The following is a 16,901-nucleotide window of genomic DNA, read 5'->3' on the forward strand; positions in this document are numbered from 1 at the left end:
ATTTGCTGGTAAAATAAGATCAGCTAACAAAATCAACTGTTGGAGTGGAAGATGAGCGACAAGATTGTGCAGCTTACAGATGCGAGTTTTGACACTGATGTAATCAATGCTGCTGGCCCGGTATTAGTCGATTTTTGGGCTGAATGGTGTGGTCCATGTAAAATGATTGCCCCTATTCTTGACGAAATCGCTGATGAATACGAAGGCAAGCTAACGATTGGTAAATTAAATATTGATCAGAATGCGGAAACACCGCCGAAGTTTGGTATTCGTGGTATTCCGACATTACTGCTGTTTAAAGACGGTGGTGTAGCGGCAACAAAGGTTGGCGCGCTGTCGAAAACACAGCTTAAAGAGTTCTTAGACGCGAACCTATAAGTGCAATTTTACAAACCATGGACAATTTGTAAGTTGTACATGGTTTGTCTAACGTCTATGCTAGACGGATAGAACGTTTAGTGTTACCTTAGCGCACAGAAATTACATTTTCGTTCATTTCTTGACCAGGCCCTATTGGTCATCTTTATCTCAACTAATATAGAACCCCGATTTTGACAGACAAGAAACCCACCACTATGAACCTTACAGAATTAAAGAGCCAACCGATTTCTAAGTTGGTATCACTTGGCGAAAGTTTAGGATTAGAAAACCTTGCCCGCTTGAGAAAGCAAGACATCATCTTCTCCATTCTTAAGCAGCATGCGAAGAGTGGTGAGGATATTTTTGGCGATGGTGTTCTAGAAATATTACAAGATGGCTTCGGCTTCCTTCGTAGCGCTGATAGTTCTTACCTTGCTGGCCCTGATGATATTTATGTATCACCAAGTCAAATCCGTCGTTTTAACTTACGTACTGGCGATACCATTGCCGGAAAAATTCGTCCACCAAAAGACGGTGAGCGTTACTTTGCACTACTGAAAGTTAACGAAGTAAACTACGACAAGCCAGACAACGCCCGCAATAAGATCCTATTTGAAAACCTTACCCCACTGCATGCAAACTCACGTATGCGTATGGAACGTGGTAACGGTTCTACAGAAGACATCACAGCACGTGTTCTTGATTTAGCATCACCTATCGGTAAAGGCCAGCGTGGTCTGATTGTTGCTCCGCCAAAAGCGGGTAAAACAATGCTACTTCAAAACATTGCCCAAAGTATTGCCCATAACCACCCTGAGTGTGAGTTAATGGTATTGCTTATTGATGAGCGCCCAGAAGAAGTGACCGAGATGCAACGCCTTGTAAAAGGCGAAGTGATTGCATCAACGTTTGATGAGCCAGCATCACGTCACGTACAAGTGGCTGAAATGGTAATTGAAAAAGCAAAACGTTTAGTAGAGCACAAGAAAGATGTGGTTATCTTACTTGACTCAATTACACGTCTAGCACGTGCATACAACACCGTAATTCCTTCTTCTGGTAAGGTATTAACTGGTGGTGTAGATGCCAACGCCCTTCACCGTCCTAAGCGCTTCTTTGGTGCTGCACGTAACGTAGAAGAAGGCGGTAGCTTAACTATCATCGCAACAGCACTCGTTGATACTGGTTCGAAAATGGATGAAGTTATCTACGAAGAATTTAAAGGTACAGGTAACATGGAACTTCACCTTTCTCGTAAGATCGCTGAGAAACGTGTATTCCCTGCTATTGATATCAACCGCTCAGGTACGCGTCGTGAAGAGCTACTAGCGAAAGCGGACGAGCTACAGAAGATGTGGATTCTACGTAAGATCGTTCACCCAATGAGCGAAACTGACAGCATGGAATTCTTAATTGATAAGCTATCAATGACGAAGACTAATGATGAATTCTTTGATGCGATGCGTCGTCAGAAGTCATAATACGCTGTACTGAGTCACAGATTTTGAAAACGTCGCCCACGGGCGGCGTTTTTTATTGACAGAAATTACCTTGTATTGCGATGGTATGGGTAAGGAAGAAGAGTTTTACTTCGCTAGGGAGGCGTTATGTTACGACATTGGTGTGCGCTAGGCTTGCTGATCGCCTCGGCATTACAGCCTATTTCTGCGACAGAGATAACCGAAGCGAAAATCCAGCATATTAAGCAAATGCCACAATTTGTTGCTCACATTGAGGCGCTCAAACCTTATTATGATCACAGTGATTTTCAGTCATTGGAGATTCTGCTTGATCAACTCCCACCATTAACTCAAGAAGTGGCTCGTAGCCAGTTGATCAAATACGCCAGCGAAGTCGGTCGTTTTAACACTGCTCGTATTGCGTGGCTCAAAATTCAAGCAAAACGACAATCACCGTTTACTATTACCGAGCAAGGTGATGGTTATACCGTCAGCCGAATGGCTTTCTTTTATAGTAATCAAGCCAATGGGCTGCTGCGTGAGTGGAAAAAAGACTTAGTGAGCCAGCGAGCTGTGATTAACTTAGAGCGAGGAAAATTGACGTTATCTGAATGGCTAAAAGGCGATTTAGAGCAGCAACAGAAGCGCAGCCAAGTGATTGCACGTGCGATCCCGCAATTATCACCGCCAGCAATTAATGCGCTGGTTGAGCAGTTTCATTCAGATCCTCAGCTGATTTGGCTGCCAGATAACAGCATCTTAGCAACCTTAGCAGCACACTCTAATGATGCGAAGTTGTATGATGTGTTATGGCGTCGCCGTACCGATCAATACAGCTTGGCAGAATTAAACCGTTTATCTCAAATTACCGCTTCTGATTTTGTGGTAAACCAATTAATTGCAGCAACAGCAAATCCTTCATTAAAAGAGTCAGCATACCGCGCTTTAACCAGTTTTAAGCCATTGCCTGATAAAGCCAAAATCTTTTTACAGAACCAGTTAGGTAACGAAATAGAACGTTTGTTGATCACGCCTCACTTACTTAAGCAAGGTCATGGTCACTGGTTACAACAACTCTTAACCGCCAGCAGTGATCCTGATTTAGTTGCTCACATAGAAGAGTTGCTATCGATGGGCTCAGTGTCTGCAATGAAACCCTAACCCCTTTATTTACTCGGGTGATAACCAGCTTAATTGAAACATCTGGTGGCGAAATTAGACCGCAGAGTGGGTGTTTTAGCCTCTACAACTGGTTATACTAGCGAAAATCATTCTCATCACTACGCTGTTATTTTCGGTTATGGCGTAGCTCAATCGTGGTATCAGATATGAAATTCAAGGATCTGCGAGACTTCATCGCCTATTTAGAACAAAACGGGCAATTGAAGCGAATTAAGCAAGCAGTCGATCCCGATCAAGAAATAACAGAAATTAGCGATCGCACTTTACGTGCTGGTGGCCCTGCGCTTTTGTTTGAAAATCCTATTGGTTACAACATGCCAGTGCTTGCCAACTTGTTTGGTACGCCACAGCGTGTTGCGATGGGAATGGGGCGCACAGAAGTGAAAGAGTTGCGCGAAGTCGGTAAATTATTAGCGTATTTAAAAGAGCCTGAGCCACCTCGTGGTTTTCGTGAAGCGTTAGATAAGATCCCAGCATTTAAGCAAGTACTCAATATGCCAGTGAAGCGTCTGCGCAATGCGCCGTGCCAAGAAATTGTGTGGCAAGGTGATGAGGTTGATTTAGATAAAATCCCTGTAATGAGCTGTTGGCCTGATGATGTGGCACCACTGCTTACATGGGGCTTAACCATCACTAAAGGACCACATAAAAAGCGCCAAAACTTAGGGATTTATCGTCAGCAAAAAATCGCGAAAAATAAAATCATTATGCGCTGGTTGGCTCACCGTGGTGGGGCGTTAGATCTGAGTGAATGGATGGAAACCCATCCGGGTGAGAAATTCCCAATCACTGTCGCTTTCGGTGCCGATCCGGCCACGATTTTAGGGGCTGTGACGCCAATTCCAGATACCTTATCTGAGTACGCTTTTGCAGGCTTACTGCGTGGGCGTCGTACTGAAGTGGTGAAAAGTTTAACCAATGACTTAGATGTGCCAGCAAGTGCAGAAATTGTCATGGAAGGCTATATCGACCCTGAAGAGTTTGCTGATGAAGGCCCGTATGGCGATCATACTGGTTACTACAACGAGAAAGAGCGTCATCATGTCTTTACCATTACGCATATCACCATGCGTAACGATCCGATTTATCACAGCACCTACACTGGTCGTCCGCCCGATGAGCCTGCAGTATTAGGTGTGGCACTTAATGAAGTCTTTGTGCCTATTTTGCAAAAGCAATTTCCTGAGATAGTTGATTTCTACCTGCCACCAGAAGGGTGTTCATACCGCATGGCAGTGGTGACGATGAAGAAGCAATATCCGGGTCATGCCAAACGTGTGATGATGGGCGTATGGTCTTTCTTGCGCCAATTCATGTACACCAAGTATGTGATTGTGTGTGACGAGAGTGTCGATGCCCGTAATTGGGACAGTGTGGTGTCTGCGATGACAACTCACATGGAACCTGTACGTGATACCTTGTTCATTGATAACACGCCGATCGATTCCTTAGATTTTGCTTCGCCTGTGGTTGGGCTTGGCTCTAAAATGGGCTTAGATGCAACAGTGAAATGGGACGCTGAGCTTGCGAGTACACCATCAATTGCAACCAAATATGATCAGCAATTTGATGTTGAAGCGGGCATAGCTGCTTTGCGTGACACTTATTCTGAGATCATTGATATTTACTTACCGACGGCAAGTAAGCAGCAGATGGCGATTGTAAGTATTACCAATACTGAAGCGGATCAGGCGCAACGTGTGATGCAAGGTGTTTGGGACTTCATGGCGCAGTTTAGTGATGCAAAATTTGTCATCTTGTGTGATCAAGACGTCAACGTGCGTGATTGGAACGATGTTATTTGGGCGATCACTACACGTATGGATCCTAGCCGTGATACGGTACAGCTAGCGTCAGTATTAGACCAAAGTAGTAAGCTTGGATTAGATGCGACGAATAAATGGCCTGATGCTGTGGCACGTGAATGGGGCAACCCAATAGTTAAAAATCCGCAAGTTGTCGCGAAAATAGATGCGATTTTGGACCAACTTGGGATCGAGATCTAACTGTTTATCGCTATACTGAGCGGTAGAGTGAGTATTATTTATTGCTGCTTCAAAGAGTAAGTAGTAAGAGAAAATTATGTATCAAGTACGCCTGTTGCCAAACAACATCACCTTTACTGCGTCAACGCAGCAAACGGTATTACAAGCAGCGCTCGACGCAGGCATTACTTTTCCCAATCGCTGTCAGGTAGGGGCATGTGCTATGTGTCTGTGCCGTAAAACATCCGGTGAAGTGAGTTATCAGTTAGCGCCAATGCTCACTGAAAAAGAACAAGCGGAAGGATGGATTTTTACCTGCCAAGCGGTCGCGGAAAGTGACTTGGTGTTAACGTTAGACTAGAGGAAAACCATGTCTATCCAGTGCGAAGTAAAGTCAGTACAACCCTTAGCCGCGAACACGTATCGCATTTTGTTAAAGCCTGAGCAGGCGATTGATTTCAAAGCGGGACAATATCTGCTTGCGGTAATGGGCGAGAAAGATAAGCGTCCATTTTCAATTGCCAGTAGCCCATGTCGTGAAGGCGAGCTTGAACTACATATTGGTGCGGCAGAGCAAAATGCGTATGCATTAGAAGTAGTAGAAGCGATGAAAGCGGCATTAGATTGCAATGAACCTGTGGTGATTGATGCTGCCCACGGTGATGCATGGCTGCGCCATGAAAGTGAGCGTCCACTACTAATGATCGCCGGTGGTACTGGTTTTTCTTATATCCGTAGCATGCTTGATAACTGCATTAGCCGTGGTTTAACCCAGCCTATTTTTGTGTATTGGGGTGGTCGTGGTATCGATCAGCTGTATGCGAATGAAGAGATGCAGGCGTTAGCAGCAAAACACGGCAACATTACCTATGTGCCTGTAGTTGAAAATGCCCCTGCAAACTGGTCAGGCAAAGTCGGTAATGTATTGGATGCTGTTGCAGAAGATTTTGTTTGCCTATCAGCGTACGACATCTACGTGTGTGGTCGTTTTGAAATGGCAGGTGCCGCCCGTGAGCGTTTCTGCAGTGATAAAAATGCGCAAAGAGAACATATGTTTGCTGACGCATTTGCGTTTATTTAACGATTAAATGTTTAAACCAAAGCCAGCGTTAAACGCTGGCTTTGTTGTTTTTATAACAAGCGATTTACCATTGGCTTTGCTGAACTTTGCGTTTCACCCAGGTTTCATTTAGCCACAGTGAAAACATTATGATCACGCCACCGACTATCAAACGTGAATAATCCACATCACGATTCCAAATCACGATATTCACAATCAACCCAGCAGGTACCAGTGCATTATTCATGATTGCCAGCGCGCCAGCATTGACTAACGTCGCCCCTTTATTCCAGATGAAATACCCTAAGCCTGAAGCAACGATACCAAGATAAACCAATATCCCCCATTGAGTATCGGTCGTCGGTAGCTTGTCGTTATTGCCAAACAATAAGAACATCGGTAACGCGATACAGATAGCACCAATGTAAAACCAGCCAAATACCGTATGTTGTGGCAACTCTGTGGTTTCTTGTTCGATAATTCGCTTATAGCCCACTTGCCCGATAGCAAAACACAGGTTCGCCCCTTGGACGATGAAAAAGCCGATAATAAAGTTTTGGTTGATGCCTTCAAACTTGATCACAGCAGCACCCAGTACAGCGATTGCTGCGGTGAGCAAATACCACGGAGAAAACTGTTTATGGAGTGCATCGTAAATCAAAGTGACATAAATTGGGGTGAAAATAGTAAACAGTAATACTTCAGGCACACTGAGATATAAAAAAGATTGGTAGTAGAAGCAATACATAATCCCTAATTGGAAAGCGCCAACCATCATTAATTTGAGCGCTAATTTGGGATGAATATGTTTAAAGCGTAAAAAAGGGATAAAAACCAACGCGGCTAAACTGACACGAGTTAATACCGAAAACCAAGGGTCAACCTGACCTGCAAGGTAGACGCCAATTAAGCTAAAAGAAAACGCCCATAAAAGGGTGATGACAGATAAATATCCCATTACGCCAGCAACATCCATTTGAAAAATTAAGGGTATGCAGTGTAGCGAAAGTTAATCTTGTCGCCTATGAAAGATAGAGTAGAAAATAACAGGTATGAGCAGCAGCCAACGGTGTTGGCTGCTGGATTAAGAGGGGGATAGCGAGATTATTTCAGTGGAATCATTAATAAATCAACAGGCGTACGGCTTAGAAGTTGGCGGGTTGATGATAAGATTTTGCTCCAGAAATCTTGATGATGACCACAAATGACCAAATCAACATCCATGTTTTTTATCGCATGACAAATTTCTTCACTCAGATCACCGCTACCGACAAGGGTATGTGACACCGGATAGTGTGCTTTTTGTGCCAGTTGATGAAGGCGTGTTTGCGCATCATTTTCAGCACGCTCATGCATCTCTGCTAAATTAATATCAATGAGTCCGGTGTATAAATCAGCGTAATCAACATCGATATGGATCAGAGATAACTTCGCATCTAGGGCTTTGGCTAATAGCGCGGCCTTATGGACTAATACTTCGCTATCGTCTGATAAATCGATGGCGGCAAGGATATGTTTATAGACCATTAACTGACACTCCATATTCATTAGGTATGATTCATATTAGCATTGAGTATGGGGCAAAAATATCGATTTAGTCGCATCTTATTACGGAGTTGTGGTTAATTATTTTTCAAAAACAAGTAAGCGATTTTACTGTTGATTTCGTACTTCATGAAAAATAAAAGAGAATTATCTCAGTATTTTTTTTCGTTAGTTGCATTCTAAACAATGCGCAGTGACAATGTCTTGATTACACTTAAACAAACAGGAGTAGTGCAATGTTAGCCAAGGCTATGGTTGATAACCTAAACGAGCAAATCAACTTAGAATTTTTCTCTTCAAACCTATACTTACAGATGAGTGCATGGTGTGAGGATAAAGGTTTCGAAGGTGCTGCTGAATTTTTACGTGCTCATGCCGTTGAAGAAATGGAACATATGCAACGTTTGTTTACTTATGTGAGCGAAACAGGCGCATTGCCAATTCTTGGTACGATTGAGGCGCCAAAACACGAATTTGCATCACTAGGTGATGTATTCCGTGAAACCTATGAGCACGAGCAATTAATTACTAAGAAGATCAATGAGCTTGCTCATGTTGCATTTACTACGCAAGATTACTCAACATTTAACTTTTTACAGTGGTACGTATCAGAGCAACACGAAGAAGAAAAATTGTTTAAAGGCATTTTAGATAAAATTGAGTTAGTCGGTGAAGACGGTAAGGCACTATTCTTTATTGATAAAGATTTATCCGCGATGGCAAAAGCAGAGTCTACATCTGTTATGGATTCACAAGCCTAATATTGATAGGGAGCAAATTTGCTCCCTTATCTCCCGGCGAGTGGAACCGCATTTTTTGGGAGAATATATATGAGTAGTGATGCATTTCTTTTCGCACTTTTTTTAGTGGCAGTTGTTAATACGTCTCGTTACATCAGTACCTTAAGAACATTGCTGGTGGTGATGCGAGAATGTGATCCCCTGTTGTATCAGCAAGTGGATGGGCGCGGTTTTTTCTCTTCTCAAGGTAATGTCAGTAAACAGATCCGTTTATTTCATTACATCCGCAGCGAGCAATATAAAAAGCATCATGATCCGGTCTTTATGGCGAAATGTATTAAAGTACGTAAGCTATTTGTTCTCGCCAGTACCTTTATGATCACCTTTTTTATCGCGATTTTTGCGGTTGCCTTTCTTGGCTACTAACACTTCTTCGACGGAGCACTAAGAACCTTGTTTTTAGGCTAGCTTTGCGCGGTGTCCGATGTTTAGTATGATCTCAATATAATATGACGGATAGGCTATATCGGTAGCCTATTTTTTGCGTATCGCTAATCATAGAGAAACAGAAACGTTATGGAAAAGTTCATATATTGGTGGTCGTCGTTAGAAAAGGGCGCATCTGTCGATTGGATGTATAACATTGGCTTACTGTTATTGTTGAGCTCGGTGTTATGGGGCGGATGGATCTTATTGTCACGCCGTTTAGCTATAGTGGCAGAAAAAAGTCAGTTTATTTGGGATGACGCATTAATCAGTGCGATCCGCGCCCCCATTACCTTATGTATTTGGGTTTGGCCGGGACTGCTGTCGATAGGCATATTAGTCGATAACTTGACCAGTTATTCCAGTACATCATTATCGACTCTTCGTCATCTGTTGCTGATCTGGACCATTGTTTGGACGCTATTTCGTTTAATTTCCAATATGGAGCAGACCATATTGGAAAACCGACCGCAGCGTGATGCGACAACCGTAAATGCGATATCGAAGATTTTGCGTTTAATCGTCATGGTGTTTGGCGGTTTAATTGCGATGCAAAATCTGGGCTTGAGTTTATCAGGCTTACTCACCTTTGGTGGTGTTGGTGGTTTAGTTGTCGGTATGGCAGCCAAAGATCTGCTGGCGAATTTCTTTGGCGGCATGATGTTATATTTTGATCGTCCGTTTAAGGTGGGTGATTGGATCCGCAGTCCTGATCGTCAAATTGAAGGTACGGTAGAGAAAATTGGTTTCCGTATGACCATTATTCGCACCTTTGATAAGCGTCCAATGTATGTGCCTAACTCGGTGTTTAGCTCGGTGGTGGTAGAAAATGCGTCTCGCATGCTCAATCGCCGTATTAAGCAAAGTGTCGGTTTACGGTATTGTGATGCTGCGGTGGTGGGTGATGTCGTGCGTGATATTAAAACTATGCTACAAAACCATCCAGATATCGATACTCGACAAACCTTGATTGTGAGTTTTGATACTTACGGTGCGTCGTCACTTAATATCTTGGTATATACCTTTACCAAAACGGTTGAATGGATTAAGTACAAAGACGTACAGCAGGATGTGATGCTTAAAATTGTTGAGATTGTACATTCGCATGGGGCCGATTTTGCTTTCCCAACCACAACATTAGACATGCCTGCAGCGGCATCTACGGCATTGGCCTCTATTGAGCGTGCTCAGCAAGCTTAATAGGTTTGCTATCAGGATAAATTATTACGGTTGGTATTACGCCATTAGGTAGGTAAAATAGCCGCCGCGAGAGAGAAAGGATGCTAGCGACTAGCATCCTTTTTTCGTTTTTCCCTTAGTGTTTTTGAAAGGCAGATAGTAATTCATGGCAAATAAATACGATGTCGTCATTATCGGTGCGGGTGCTGCAGGACTGATGTGTGCAGCTGAAGCAGGTAAGCGTGGTCGCTCTGTATTGGTGGTTGATCATGGTAAGAAGCCGGGACGTAAAATCCTGATCTCAGGTGGCGGTCGTTGTAACTTTACCAATATGGATGTGGCCGCGAATAATTTTGTTTGTCGTAATCCACACTTTGTGAAATCTGCGCTATCTCAATACACCCAGTGGGATTTTATAGGCATGGTTTGCCAACACGGGATTGATTACGAAGAGCGCGATCATGGCCAGTTATTCTGCCTAGATTCCGCCAAAGACATTGTTCAAATGTTATTGTCTGAATGCGATATGCCTAATATCGCCCAACGTTACCAAGTCGATGTTCATAGTATTGAAAAGACTGAATCTGGATTTACTCTAGGGCTTAACACTGACACTGTCAGTTGTGAATCGCTGGTGGTTGCAACCGGTGGTTTATCAATGCCTAAACTGGGCGCAACCCCGTTTGGTTATCAAATTGCCGAGCAGTTTGGCTTGAAAGTGATCCCAACTACTGCAGGTCTTGTACCGTTTACGCTGCATGTTGAAGATAAAGAAGCGCTCGCGGATCTGTCTGGTATTGCTGTTCCTGCGGTCGTTGAAACTGAAGATGGCACTTCATTTAAAGAGAACTTACTGTTTACCCACCGTGGTTTATCAGGCCCTGTGATTTTACAGGTATCGTCATACTGGAAGCCGGGTCAGAAGATCACCGCAGATTTATTACCGCATTTAACCTTGGCTGACACCTTAAATGAGATGCGTGAAGCACATCCAAACCAAAGCTTGAAAAACTCGCTGTCTCGCTTACTGCCTAAGCGTCTTATCGAGGCTTTGATTGAGCGTGGTGATGTACAAGATAAACCGTTAAAGCAACTTAATCATAAAGAGCTGGCATTACTGAGTGAATACTTCCACCAATGGCAGATCGCGCCAAATGGTACAGAAGGCTATCGTACAGCAGAAGTGACATTAGGCGGCGTTGATACCGATGAGCTATCCTCAAAAACCATGGAAACTAAGAAAGTTAAAGGCTTGTACTTTGCGGGTGAAGTGATGGATGTGAGTGGTTGGTTAGGTGGCTATAACTTCCAGTGGGCATGGAGCTCTGGTTATGTTGCTGGGCAATATGCCTAATTTATTTCATACAATATTTTGTCTCTAGTTTTAATACTCTCTTATTAAGAAAGATAAGAGAGTATCTCCCTGCCTATCACGACGTTACTGACTTTTCTTGTTTGAGCGTGTCTTGTAGCCAAGCAATGACGTTTTGTACTTCTGGCCTGTTCTGGCTTTCTTTCTTACTGACGATGAAATAGCTACAACGGCTTAATACACTATGGGGTGTAAGCTCTGCTAATAAGCCTGCTTTTATTTCATCGTTGACAAACATTCGATGTGTAACAAAAACACCCAACCCTGCGATAGCAGCTTCAATTGCCTGCACAGAACTTTGAAAATAACGCCGCTTGGTGTTGTTAGGTACATCGACGCCTAAGCTTTGACACCAATGTGTCCAATCTGAGTCACGTAGAGAGCGATCCACCCAAATCGTTGGCTGTTCAGCAAAGTAGTTATCTAAATCATCAGGAAGAGGCTTTTTTGTGGGGCTACCGACTAGCACCAACCTATCTTCACTCCAAGGAACCACATTGTATTCAGGCCATTCATTTCCCTCACCATAACAAATAGCAATATCAAGGCTATGGGGCAGAAGATCTAATGCCAACGTCGAATGCGTAGAAAAGCGTAAATCAATATCAGGATACTTTTCTTGCAATGCAGGCATTCGAGGAATTAACCATTTTAGCCCTAAGGAAGGAATAATACTGACAGAGACTTGCTGCTGAGAGGTTAACTCTCGAAGAGTTGCCTGCTCAATGATATTTATCCCCTCTTGAATGGCACGTTGATAGCGTTTTCCATCTTCCGTTAACGTCATTTGACGTGTTGTGCGATGAAATAACCGCTTTCCGAGATAGCTTTCAAGGCTTTGAATACTTTGACTAACAGCAGAGTGAGTGACGCACAACGCATTGGCTGCTTTAGAAAAATTAAGGTGTTCACATACGCTGAGAAAAACAGGTAGAGATTTTAATGGCGGTAGATGCTTCATTTTCATCTGTTAGAAAAACTTACATAACCGTAAGTATATATCGTTTCTCTCTATTGTTGCTAAAAACTAAAATACAGTGAAAACAAGAAGAAATATTCGTTTTTAGCAGGATATCTAATTGAAGTGCTAATGATCTAACAAGAGAAAATTATGATGAAAAAAGCATTACTCGTTATCGATTTTATTAATGATATTGTCCACCCCGACGGCAAAATCCCATCATGTGCTACGCATGTTCAAGAACAAAATGCGATAACCCATGCCAACCAAGCGCTTGCATATGCCCGTAAAAATGATTGGTTAGTGATTCTCGTTAAAGTCGGATTCGAATCCCATTATTATGCCCAACCTAAAAACTCGCCAATCTTTGGTTTGGCCAATCAATATAAGGCATTGCAGTTAGGCTGCTTTGGTACTGAATTTCATGATGATTTAGATGTACAAACGAGTGACTTTATTATTGAAAAACCAAGAATTAGCCCTTTTTACGGTACACCATTAGAAGCGGTTTTACGTGCCAACCGTATTGAACATGTGTATTTAGCTGGTGTGAGTACCACTTTAGCTATTCAATCGACGACCCGAGATGCGCATGACCGCGATTATAAAGTGACGATTATTGAAGACGCTTGTGCTGCAGACAGTCAGCAAACACATCAACAGTCTATTGAGTTGCTTTCTCGACTTGCCGAAGTGATCAGGGTTGAGCAGCTTACCTGTTAGTAATTGAGACAAATACAAGAGCATAAAGCCGATGAAAATGACATGGGGCTATAATCAGTGGCATATAAAACAGACACTATCTGCATGGTGTGATGTACCAACGCTTGTGTGCATGACGGTTGCTATTTTTCCCTGTTTCATTGTGGCGTGTATAACCGGCGATCATCATTACCTGCAACTGGGGTTGGTGAGTGGGGCACTTTTTTGTGTGCAAAATAGTTTAGGTTTAAGTGGGTTATTAGAAACGTGCTTACATTGGCTGGCTATTATTTTAGGTTTTACGGTGTTGTATTGGGTGCAAAGCTCTCCACTGTTGTTTGCTTTGTTCTGCGCTTTATTGGGGGCGATTTGCGCCAGTTTTGCTTATTGGGATAAAAATTTAAAATCGTTAGGAAATTGGATATTGATCCCTGCGTTATATTTAAGTTGTGAGCTTTATGATCGTGTAAACCCTCATACATTTACTCATGCGTATATAAAATTACTTGAACAATTACCCGTTACCTTAATTGGACCAATATTGGTTTTAGTCTGTTTAAATATGGCTAAAATGCCGAAAGATCGGACATATGCTCTGATTGGTAGGGATCATCCCTATATCGTTAAAAAACAACCAGCGGTCATTTACTCGGTATTAAGTATTTTCTTCGCTATTTTTATGACCGCTGTTTTTGTTAAATATTTCGCTATAAAACAAGGACAGTGGGTTATTTGGTCTTCGGTGAGTGTGATAACCGGAGAGCTAAGTAGCATGCATAAAAAGTTTAAACATCGAGGTAGAGGGGCGGTATTAGGTTTAAGTTTAGGAGGAGGAGCTGTTTATCTATCTTCATTTATTGGAAGTGCTACAGTACTAAATAGCTTTGCCGCTTTTCTTATTCCTTTAACTCTAGTCATTAAACCTTATCCTGTCGCTTTTACATTACGTTGTATGCTTATTGCCATTGCTGCTGGCTCGATGGCACATACAGAATCAATTGCGATGGCTCGAATGTTCGATGTTGTATTGGGTGGTGCGATTGGTGTGATAAGTGTTTATGTTGTGACTTATGTTATTAGCCCTTTATTTAAAATAAAGAGAGGAAAAGAGGACTATTGAAGCGACATTTAAACCTAAAACATTTATTTTAAATTTAAAAGTATTACTATCAATGAGTTACAACGATAACCAATAATTATAGAAAATAACCCTTTACAATTATTGGTTATAAGACAATAATGGCGTCGCTCTGTTGTTCAGAGTTATTAATGAAACATCAAGTAAAAGTAAAACCTCAGAATTTCTTCGTTATTGTTGTCATCCTCAGTGTTTCCCTTAGCTTCATCGTCACATTCAATAATTCAAGCTTTCAGCGCATCGTGATTTTTTATTGCGATAACTCATGAATTTTAATTTAAATAAGGGACACAATATGTCTACTGGTATCGTTAAGTGGTTCAACGAAGAGAAAGGTTTCGGTTTCATTACTCAGGATAATGGCGGCGCTGACGTATTCGTTCATTTCCGTGCTATCGCTTCTGAAGGTTTTAAAACTTTGGCTGAAGGCCAAAAAGTTTCTTTCGAAGTAGAGCAAGGTCAAAAAGGCCTACAAGCAGCTAACGTTGTAGCGCTATAAGAATTTAAGTTGGCGCAAAGAGTTATATACTATTTGCGCCGCTTTCAAAGTAAAAATAATTAGTTATACCGTACCATCGAAAATAATAACCACTGCCAATATCTGCTTTTGTTTGTATTTGTCGTTACGTTCCTATTTCCCTCGTTACCTATAATAAATAGATTTTATACTCATTTTATAATTTAAATGTACTAAGAAATATCTTAGAAATTAATTTAAGTTAATGATAAAGCTAAGGATATGCTCATGTCTCGATCTCTTGGTCGTAAACGATTTTGGTTTCAACAAAACCGCCCTGTAAATACAATAAATACACAAACAGAAGAAGCAGTAAAATAATGAACGTAAATTTTAACTTATTAAAAAATAAACATTCTTGGAATTCAACAATTCATCAGTTAAATAGTGATGTATTAACCCGACATGTATTAATGAAAGGGAATGTTGATAATGTGGATATTAATTTCTCATACTGTGAAAAAACCGGTAAAGGCGATATTACTAATGCTGATAATAAACTAATTGGTAATTTCACTATCTCTTATTAATACCTAAAGGGTATTAAATTAATCGAATAAACTCATTCGCTTAATTTAATAATCTTACTCGCTGAAAATTGAAATTTGTCATTTTTTTCGTAGAAGAAAACTGTTTATCGCCGCATTTATGTTGTTTTATCCGTGTTTCCCTTTGCTTTATCGATAGTTCAAACATCGTTATTTCGGCCGTCGCGTGTTGCGACACCTCAATGAAATACATATAAGGGACACATAATGTCTAATAAAACACTTGGTTTAGTAAAATGGTTTAACGAAGAGAAAGGTTTTGGTTTTCTAACCCAAGACAATGGCGGCGCTGACGTCTTCGTTCACTTCCGTGCCATCGCTTCAGAAGGGTTTAAAACCTTAACTGAAGGTCAGAAAGTTTCATTTGACGTAGAGCAAGGCCAAAAAGGCCTGCAAGCGGCAAATGTTATCGCGCTATAAGTTTATCTGTTGATAAGCATGAAATGCTGGCTAAGGCCGGCATTTTTTATATCTGTAATTTGGCGTCATGGATTGTGATGTAATCGCATAATATTAATTTTATGAATGGAATAACATAAAAAAATCCCCACTCAATGAGCGGGGATTTAGGGTAGTCACGTTATCGACTTAGTCGATTATAGAGCGTCTTTTTTGATACAAAGAACGTGGTATTTACCGTCTTCGATCTCTGCGCCTTCAGTTTCGTGTTCGAAACCTGGGAATTCTGCATCCCATGCTTCTAGTGCTTTCAAGTACTGAATTTGAGGACTTGTTTCGTCACCGAAGTTTTCACCACCCATTAGCATTGGGATGCCTGGTGGGTAAGGGATAACAGAGTTCGCTGCAACACGACCCACTAGCTTGTCAGAAGGTACTAGCTCAACTTCATCAGATACGACGAACTGGTAAGCAGTACGTGGTTTCACTTCCATCTCTGGAAGGCTAGAGTAAGCGTGGTTTAGTACTTGGCTTGGGTTATGACGAACTAGGTACTTAAACATACGCTCGCCAAGATCTTTAAGACCAAGACCTTTGTACACTTCTGGTGCTGATGCAACTAGCTCAGGCAACAGTGTTTCGATATCTGCGTTAGCATCGTAGTGACGCTTGAATGACAACAATGTGTTGATCAATGTGTCACGCTTACCTTTAGTAATACCCATTGAGAATAGGAACATTACTTGGAAGTCAGTAGTACGTGTTGGTACGATACCGAAACGACCTAGGTATGCAGTCACAAGTGCTGCTGGAACACCTGTTTCTAGGAAGTTACCGTTGTCGTCAAGTCCAGGAGTTAGCAAGCTAACTTTGATTGGATCAAGCATACACCAGTCATTGTCGATTTCGTCAAAGCCGTGCCACTTGTCGCCAGGAGTTAGTTTCCAGTTCTCTTGGATAGTCATTAGAGACTCAACAGATGCATCTTCAAAGTTAACCTTGTCACCGTTCATTTCTGTAACAGTTTCTGCGTTCCAAGGTTTGAAGAACCAATCGTTGTCATTGGTGTAGTTGTTGAATAGCTGACGCATGTTTTGACGGAAGATGATCGCTTCGCGGTTTACTTCGTCAGTCAGTGTTTTACCACTTTCGCCTTTCATCATGTTAGCTGCAACATCGTTAGACGCACAGATTGCGTATAGTGGCGATGTTGAAGTGTGCATCATGTATGCTTGGTTGAAACGGTCAAAGTTGATCGCGTCTTCAC

General features: G+C 41.9%; 18 protein-coding genes and 1 pseudogene. 15 read left to right on the forward strand and 4 right to left on the reverse strand.

What is annotated here, in order from left to right; all coding sequences use genetic code 11:
* The first annotated feature begins 51 nt into the window (after positions 1 to 51).
* The 6 genes from trxA to fre all read left to right on the forward strand — a co-directional run bounded on the left by trxA (position 52) and on the right by fre (position 6,068).
* On the forward strand, positions 52 to 378 hold the full coding sequence (trxA, locus tag C9J45_RS19275) for a thioredoxin TrxA (RefSeq protein ID WP_005372169.1): 327 nt from the start codon (positions 52 to 54) through the stop codon (positions 376 to 378).
* 197 nt (positions 379 to 575) lie between these two features.
* Positions 576 to 1,841, forward strand: coding sequence for a transcription termination factor Rho (gene rho, locus C9J45_RS19280; RefSeq protein WP_005372168.1), 1,266 nt, complete (start codon positions 576 to 578; stop codon positions 1,839 to 1,841).
* 126 nt (positions 1,842 to 1,967) lie between these two features.
* A complete protein-coding gene (locus C9J45_RS19285; protein ID WP_107261866.1) occupies positions 1,968 to 2,981 on the forward strand; it encodes a hypothetical protein in 1,014 nt (337 codons plus the stop codon).
* Between the two features lie 167 nt (positions 2,982 to 3,148).
* On the forward strand, positions 3,149 to 5,008 hold the full coding sequence (gene ubiD, locus C9J45_RS19290; RefSeq protein WP_107292888.1) for a 4-hydroxy-3-polyprenylbenzoate decarboxylase: 1,860 nt from the start codon (positions 3,149 to 3,151) through the stop codon (positions 5,006 to 5,008).
* A 73-nt stretch (positions 5,009 to 5,081) separates the two neighbouring features.
* Positions 5,082 to 5,348, forward strand: coding sequence for a 2Fe-2S iron-sulfur cluster-binding protein (locus C9J45_RS19295; RefSeq protein ID WP_199187169.1), 267 nt, complete (start codon positions 5,082 to 5,084; stop codon positions 5,346 to 5,348).
* A gap of 9 nt (positions 5,349 to 5,357) precedes the next feature.
* Complete coding sequence (gene fre, locus C9J45_RS19300; RefSeq protein WP_107247864.1) at positions 5,358 to 6,068, forward strand: NAD(P)H-flavin reductase; 711 nt, start codon at positions 5,358 to 5,360, stop codon at positions 6,066 to 6,068.
* A gap of 64 nt (positions 6,069 to 6,132) precedes the next feature.
* Here the strand turns inward: fre and C9J45_RS19305 are convergent, their stop codons facing one another.
* Both C9J45_RS19305 and C9J45_RS19310 read right to left on the reverse strand, forming a co-directional pair.
* Positions 6,133 to 7,005, reverse strand: a complete 873-nt coding sequence (locus C9J45_RS19305; protein WP_107291382.1) for a carboxylate/amino acid/amine transporter — start codon at positions 7,003 to 7,005, stop codon at positions 6,133 to 6,135.
* A 146-nt stretch (positions 7,006 to 7,151) separates the two neighbouring features.
* Entirely contained in the window at positions 7,152 to 7,574 is a 423-nt protein-coding gene (locus tag C9J45_RS19310; protein ID WP_107208568.1) for a universal stress protein, read from the reverse strand.
* 254 nt (positions 7,575 to 7,828) lie between these two features.
* Between C9J45_RS19310 and ftnA the strand changes: the two genes are divergently transcribed.
* From ftnA to C9J45_RS19330, 4 genes are all read left to right on the forward strand, one after another.
* Positions 7,829 to 8,353, forward strand: coding sequence for a non-heme ferritin (gene ftnA / locus C9J45_RS19315; RefSeq protein ID WP_107208569.1), 525 nt, complete (start codon positions 7,829 to 7,831; stop codon positions 8,351 to 8,353).
* Between the two features lie 69 nt (positions 8,354 to 8,422).
* Positions 8,423 to 8,758: a universal stress protein UspB gene (uspB, locus tag C9J45_RS19320; RefSeq protein ID WP_105061214.1), complete on the forward strand. Its 336-nt coding sequence runs from the start codon at positions 8,423 to 8,425 to the stop codon at positions 8,756 to 8,758.
* Positions 8,759 to 8,908: 150 nt separating this feature from the next.
* Positions 8,909 to 10,018 (forward strand): mechanosensitive ion channel family protein, encoded by a 1,110-nt coding sequence (locus tag C9J45_RS19325; RefSeq protein ID WP_107208570.1) that lies wholly within the window; start codon positions 8,909 to 8,911, stop codon positions 10,016 to 10,018.
* A gap of 145 nt (positions 10,019 to 10,163) precedes the next feature.
* Complete coding sequence (locus tag C9J45_RS19330) at positions 10,164 to 11,351, forward strand: NAD(P)/FAD-dependent oxidoreductase (RefSeq protein ID WP_107292885.1); 1,188 nt, start codon at positions 10,164 to 10,166, stop codon at positions 11,349 to 11,351.
* Between the two features lie 76 nt (positions 11,352 to 11,427).
* Here the strand turns inward: C9J45_RS19330 and C9J45_RS19335 are convergent, their stop codons facing one another.
* Positions 11,428 to 12,336, reverse strand: a complete 909-nt coding sequence (locus C9J45_RS19335; RefSeq protein WP_107292886.1) for a LysR substrate-binding domain-containing protein — start codon at positions 12,334 to 12,336, stop codon at positions 11,428 to 11,430.
* A gap of 147 nt (positions 12,337 to 12,483) precedes the next feature.
* Here C9J45_RS19335 and C9J45_RS19340 point away from each other — a divergent pair, with 147 nt between their 5' ends.
* The 5 genes from C9J45_RS19340 (at position 12,484) to C9J45_RS19360 (ending at position 15,655) form a co-directional block, all read left to right on the forward strand.
* A complete protein-coding gene (locus C9J45_RS19340) occupies positions 12,484 to 13,053 on the forward strand; it encodes an isochorismatase family cysteine hydrolase (RefSeq protein ID WP_107208578.1) in 570 nt (189 codons plus the stop codon).
* Between the two features lie 31 nt (positions 13,054 to 13,084).
* Positions 13,085 to 14,152 carry an FUSC family protein gene (locus C9J45_RS19345; protein ID WP_107292887.1) on the forward strand — a complete coding sequence of 356 codons (1,068 nt, stop codon included), beginning with the start codon at positions 13,085 to 13,087 and terminating at the stop codon, positions 14,150 to 14,152.
* A gap of 283 nt (positions 14,153 to 14,435) precedes the next feature.
* Entirely contained in the window at positions 14,436 to 14,669 is a 234-nt protein-coding gene (locus C9J45_RS19350; RefSeq protein ID WP_370444651.1) for a cold-shock protein, read from the forward strand.
* A 338-nt stretch (positions 14,670 to 15,007) separates the two neighbouring features.
* Positions 15,008 to 15,217 (forward strand): hypothetical protein, encoded by a 210-nt coding sequence (locus C9J45_RS19355; protein WP_107208574.1) that lies wholly within the window; start codon positions 15,008 to 15,010, stop codon positions 15,215 to 15,217.
* 225 nt (positions 15,218 to 15,442) lie between these two features.
* Positions 15,443 to 15,655, forward strand: coding sequence for a cold-shock protein (locus tag C9J45_RS19360; RefSeq protein WP_006647467.1), 213 nt, complete (start codon positions 15,443 to 15,445; stop codon positions 15,653 to 15,655).
* Between the two features lie 176 nt (positions 15,656 to 15,831).
* Here C9J45_RS19360 and C9J45_RS19365 read toward each other — a convergent pair.
* A pseudogene (locus C9J45_RS19365) lies at positions 15,832 to 16,901 on the reverse strand (arginine decarboxylase); the annotation flags it as partial.

Source organism: Photobacterium sp. GB-1, assembly GCF_003026165.1.
Classification (GTDB): Bacteria; Pseudomonadota; Gammaproteobacteria; order Enterobacterales; family Vibrionaceae; genus Photobacterium.

Excerpts from the sequence above, each read along its gene's own strand:
- C9J45_RS19355 (WP_107208574.1), top strand. The coding sequence starts at position 15,008 with ATGAACGTAAATTTTAACTTATTAAAAAATAAACATTCTTGGAATTCA.
- uspB (WP_105061214.1), top strand. The coding sequence starts at position 8,423 with ATGAGTAGTGATGCATTTCTTTTCGCACTTTTTTTAGTGGCAGTTGTT.
- C9J45_RS19305 (WP_107291382.1), bottom strand. The coding sequence starts at position 7,005 with ATGGGATATTTATCTGTCATCACCCTTTTATGGGCGTTTTCTTTTAGC.
- ubiD (WP_107292888.1), top strand. The coding sequence starts at position 3,149 with ATGAAATTCAAGGATCTGCGAGACTTCATCGCCTATTTAGAACAAAAC.
- C9J45_RS19330 (WP_107292885.1), top strand. The coding sequence starts at position 10,164 with ATGGCAAATAAATACGATGTCGTCATTATCGGTGCGGGTGCTGCAGGA.
- C9J45_RS19345 (WP_107292887.1), top strand. The coding sequence starts at position 13,085 with ATGAAAATGACATGGGGCTATAATCAGTGGCATATAAAACAGACACTA.
- C9J45_RS19340 (WP_107208578.1), top strand. The coding sequence starts at position 12,484 with ATGAAAAAAGCATTACTCGTTATCGATTTTATTAATGATATTGTCCAC.
- fre (WP_107247864.1), top strand. The coding sequence starts at position 5,358 with ATGTCTATCCAGTGCGAAGTAAAGTCAGTACAACCCTTAGCCGCGAAC.
- C9J45_RS19350 (WP_370444651.1), top strand. The coding sequence starts at position 14,436 with ATGAATTTTAATTTAAATAAGGGACACAATATGTCTACTGGTATCGTT.
- ftnA (WP_107208569.1), top strand. The coding sequence starts at position 7,829 with ATGTTAGCCAAGGCTATGGTTGATAACCTAAACGAGCAAATCAACTTA.
- rho (WP_005372168.1), top strand. The coding sequence starts at position 576 with ATGAACCTTACAGAATTAAAGAGCCAACCGATTTCTAAGTTGGTATCA.
- C9J45_RS19360 (WP_006647467.1), top strand. The coding sequence starts at position 15,443 with ATGTCTAATAAAACACTTGGTTTAGTAAAATGGTTTAACGAAGAGAAA.
- C9J45_RS19325 (WP_107208570.1), top strand. The coding sequence starts at position 8,909 with ATGGAAAAGTTCATATATTGGTGGTCGTCGTTAGAAAAGGGCGCATCT.
- trxA (WP_005372169.1), top strand. The coding sequence starts at position 52 with ATGAGCGACAAGATTGTGCAGCTTACAGATGCGAGTTTTGACACTGAT.
- C9J45_RS19335 (WP_107292886.1), bottom strand. The coding sequence starts at position 12,336 with ATGAAAATGAAGCATCTACCGCCATTAAAATCTCTACCTGTTTTTCTC.
- C9J45_RS19310 (WP_107208568.1), bottom strand. The coding sequence starts at position 7,574 with ATGGTCTATAAACATATCCTTGCCGCCATCGATTTATCAGACGATAGC.
- C9J45_RS19285 (WP_107261866.1), top strand. The coding sequence starts at position 1,968 with ATGTTACGACATTGGTGTGCGCTAGGCTTGCTGATCGCCTCGGCATTA.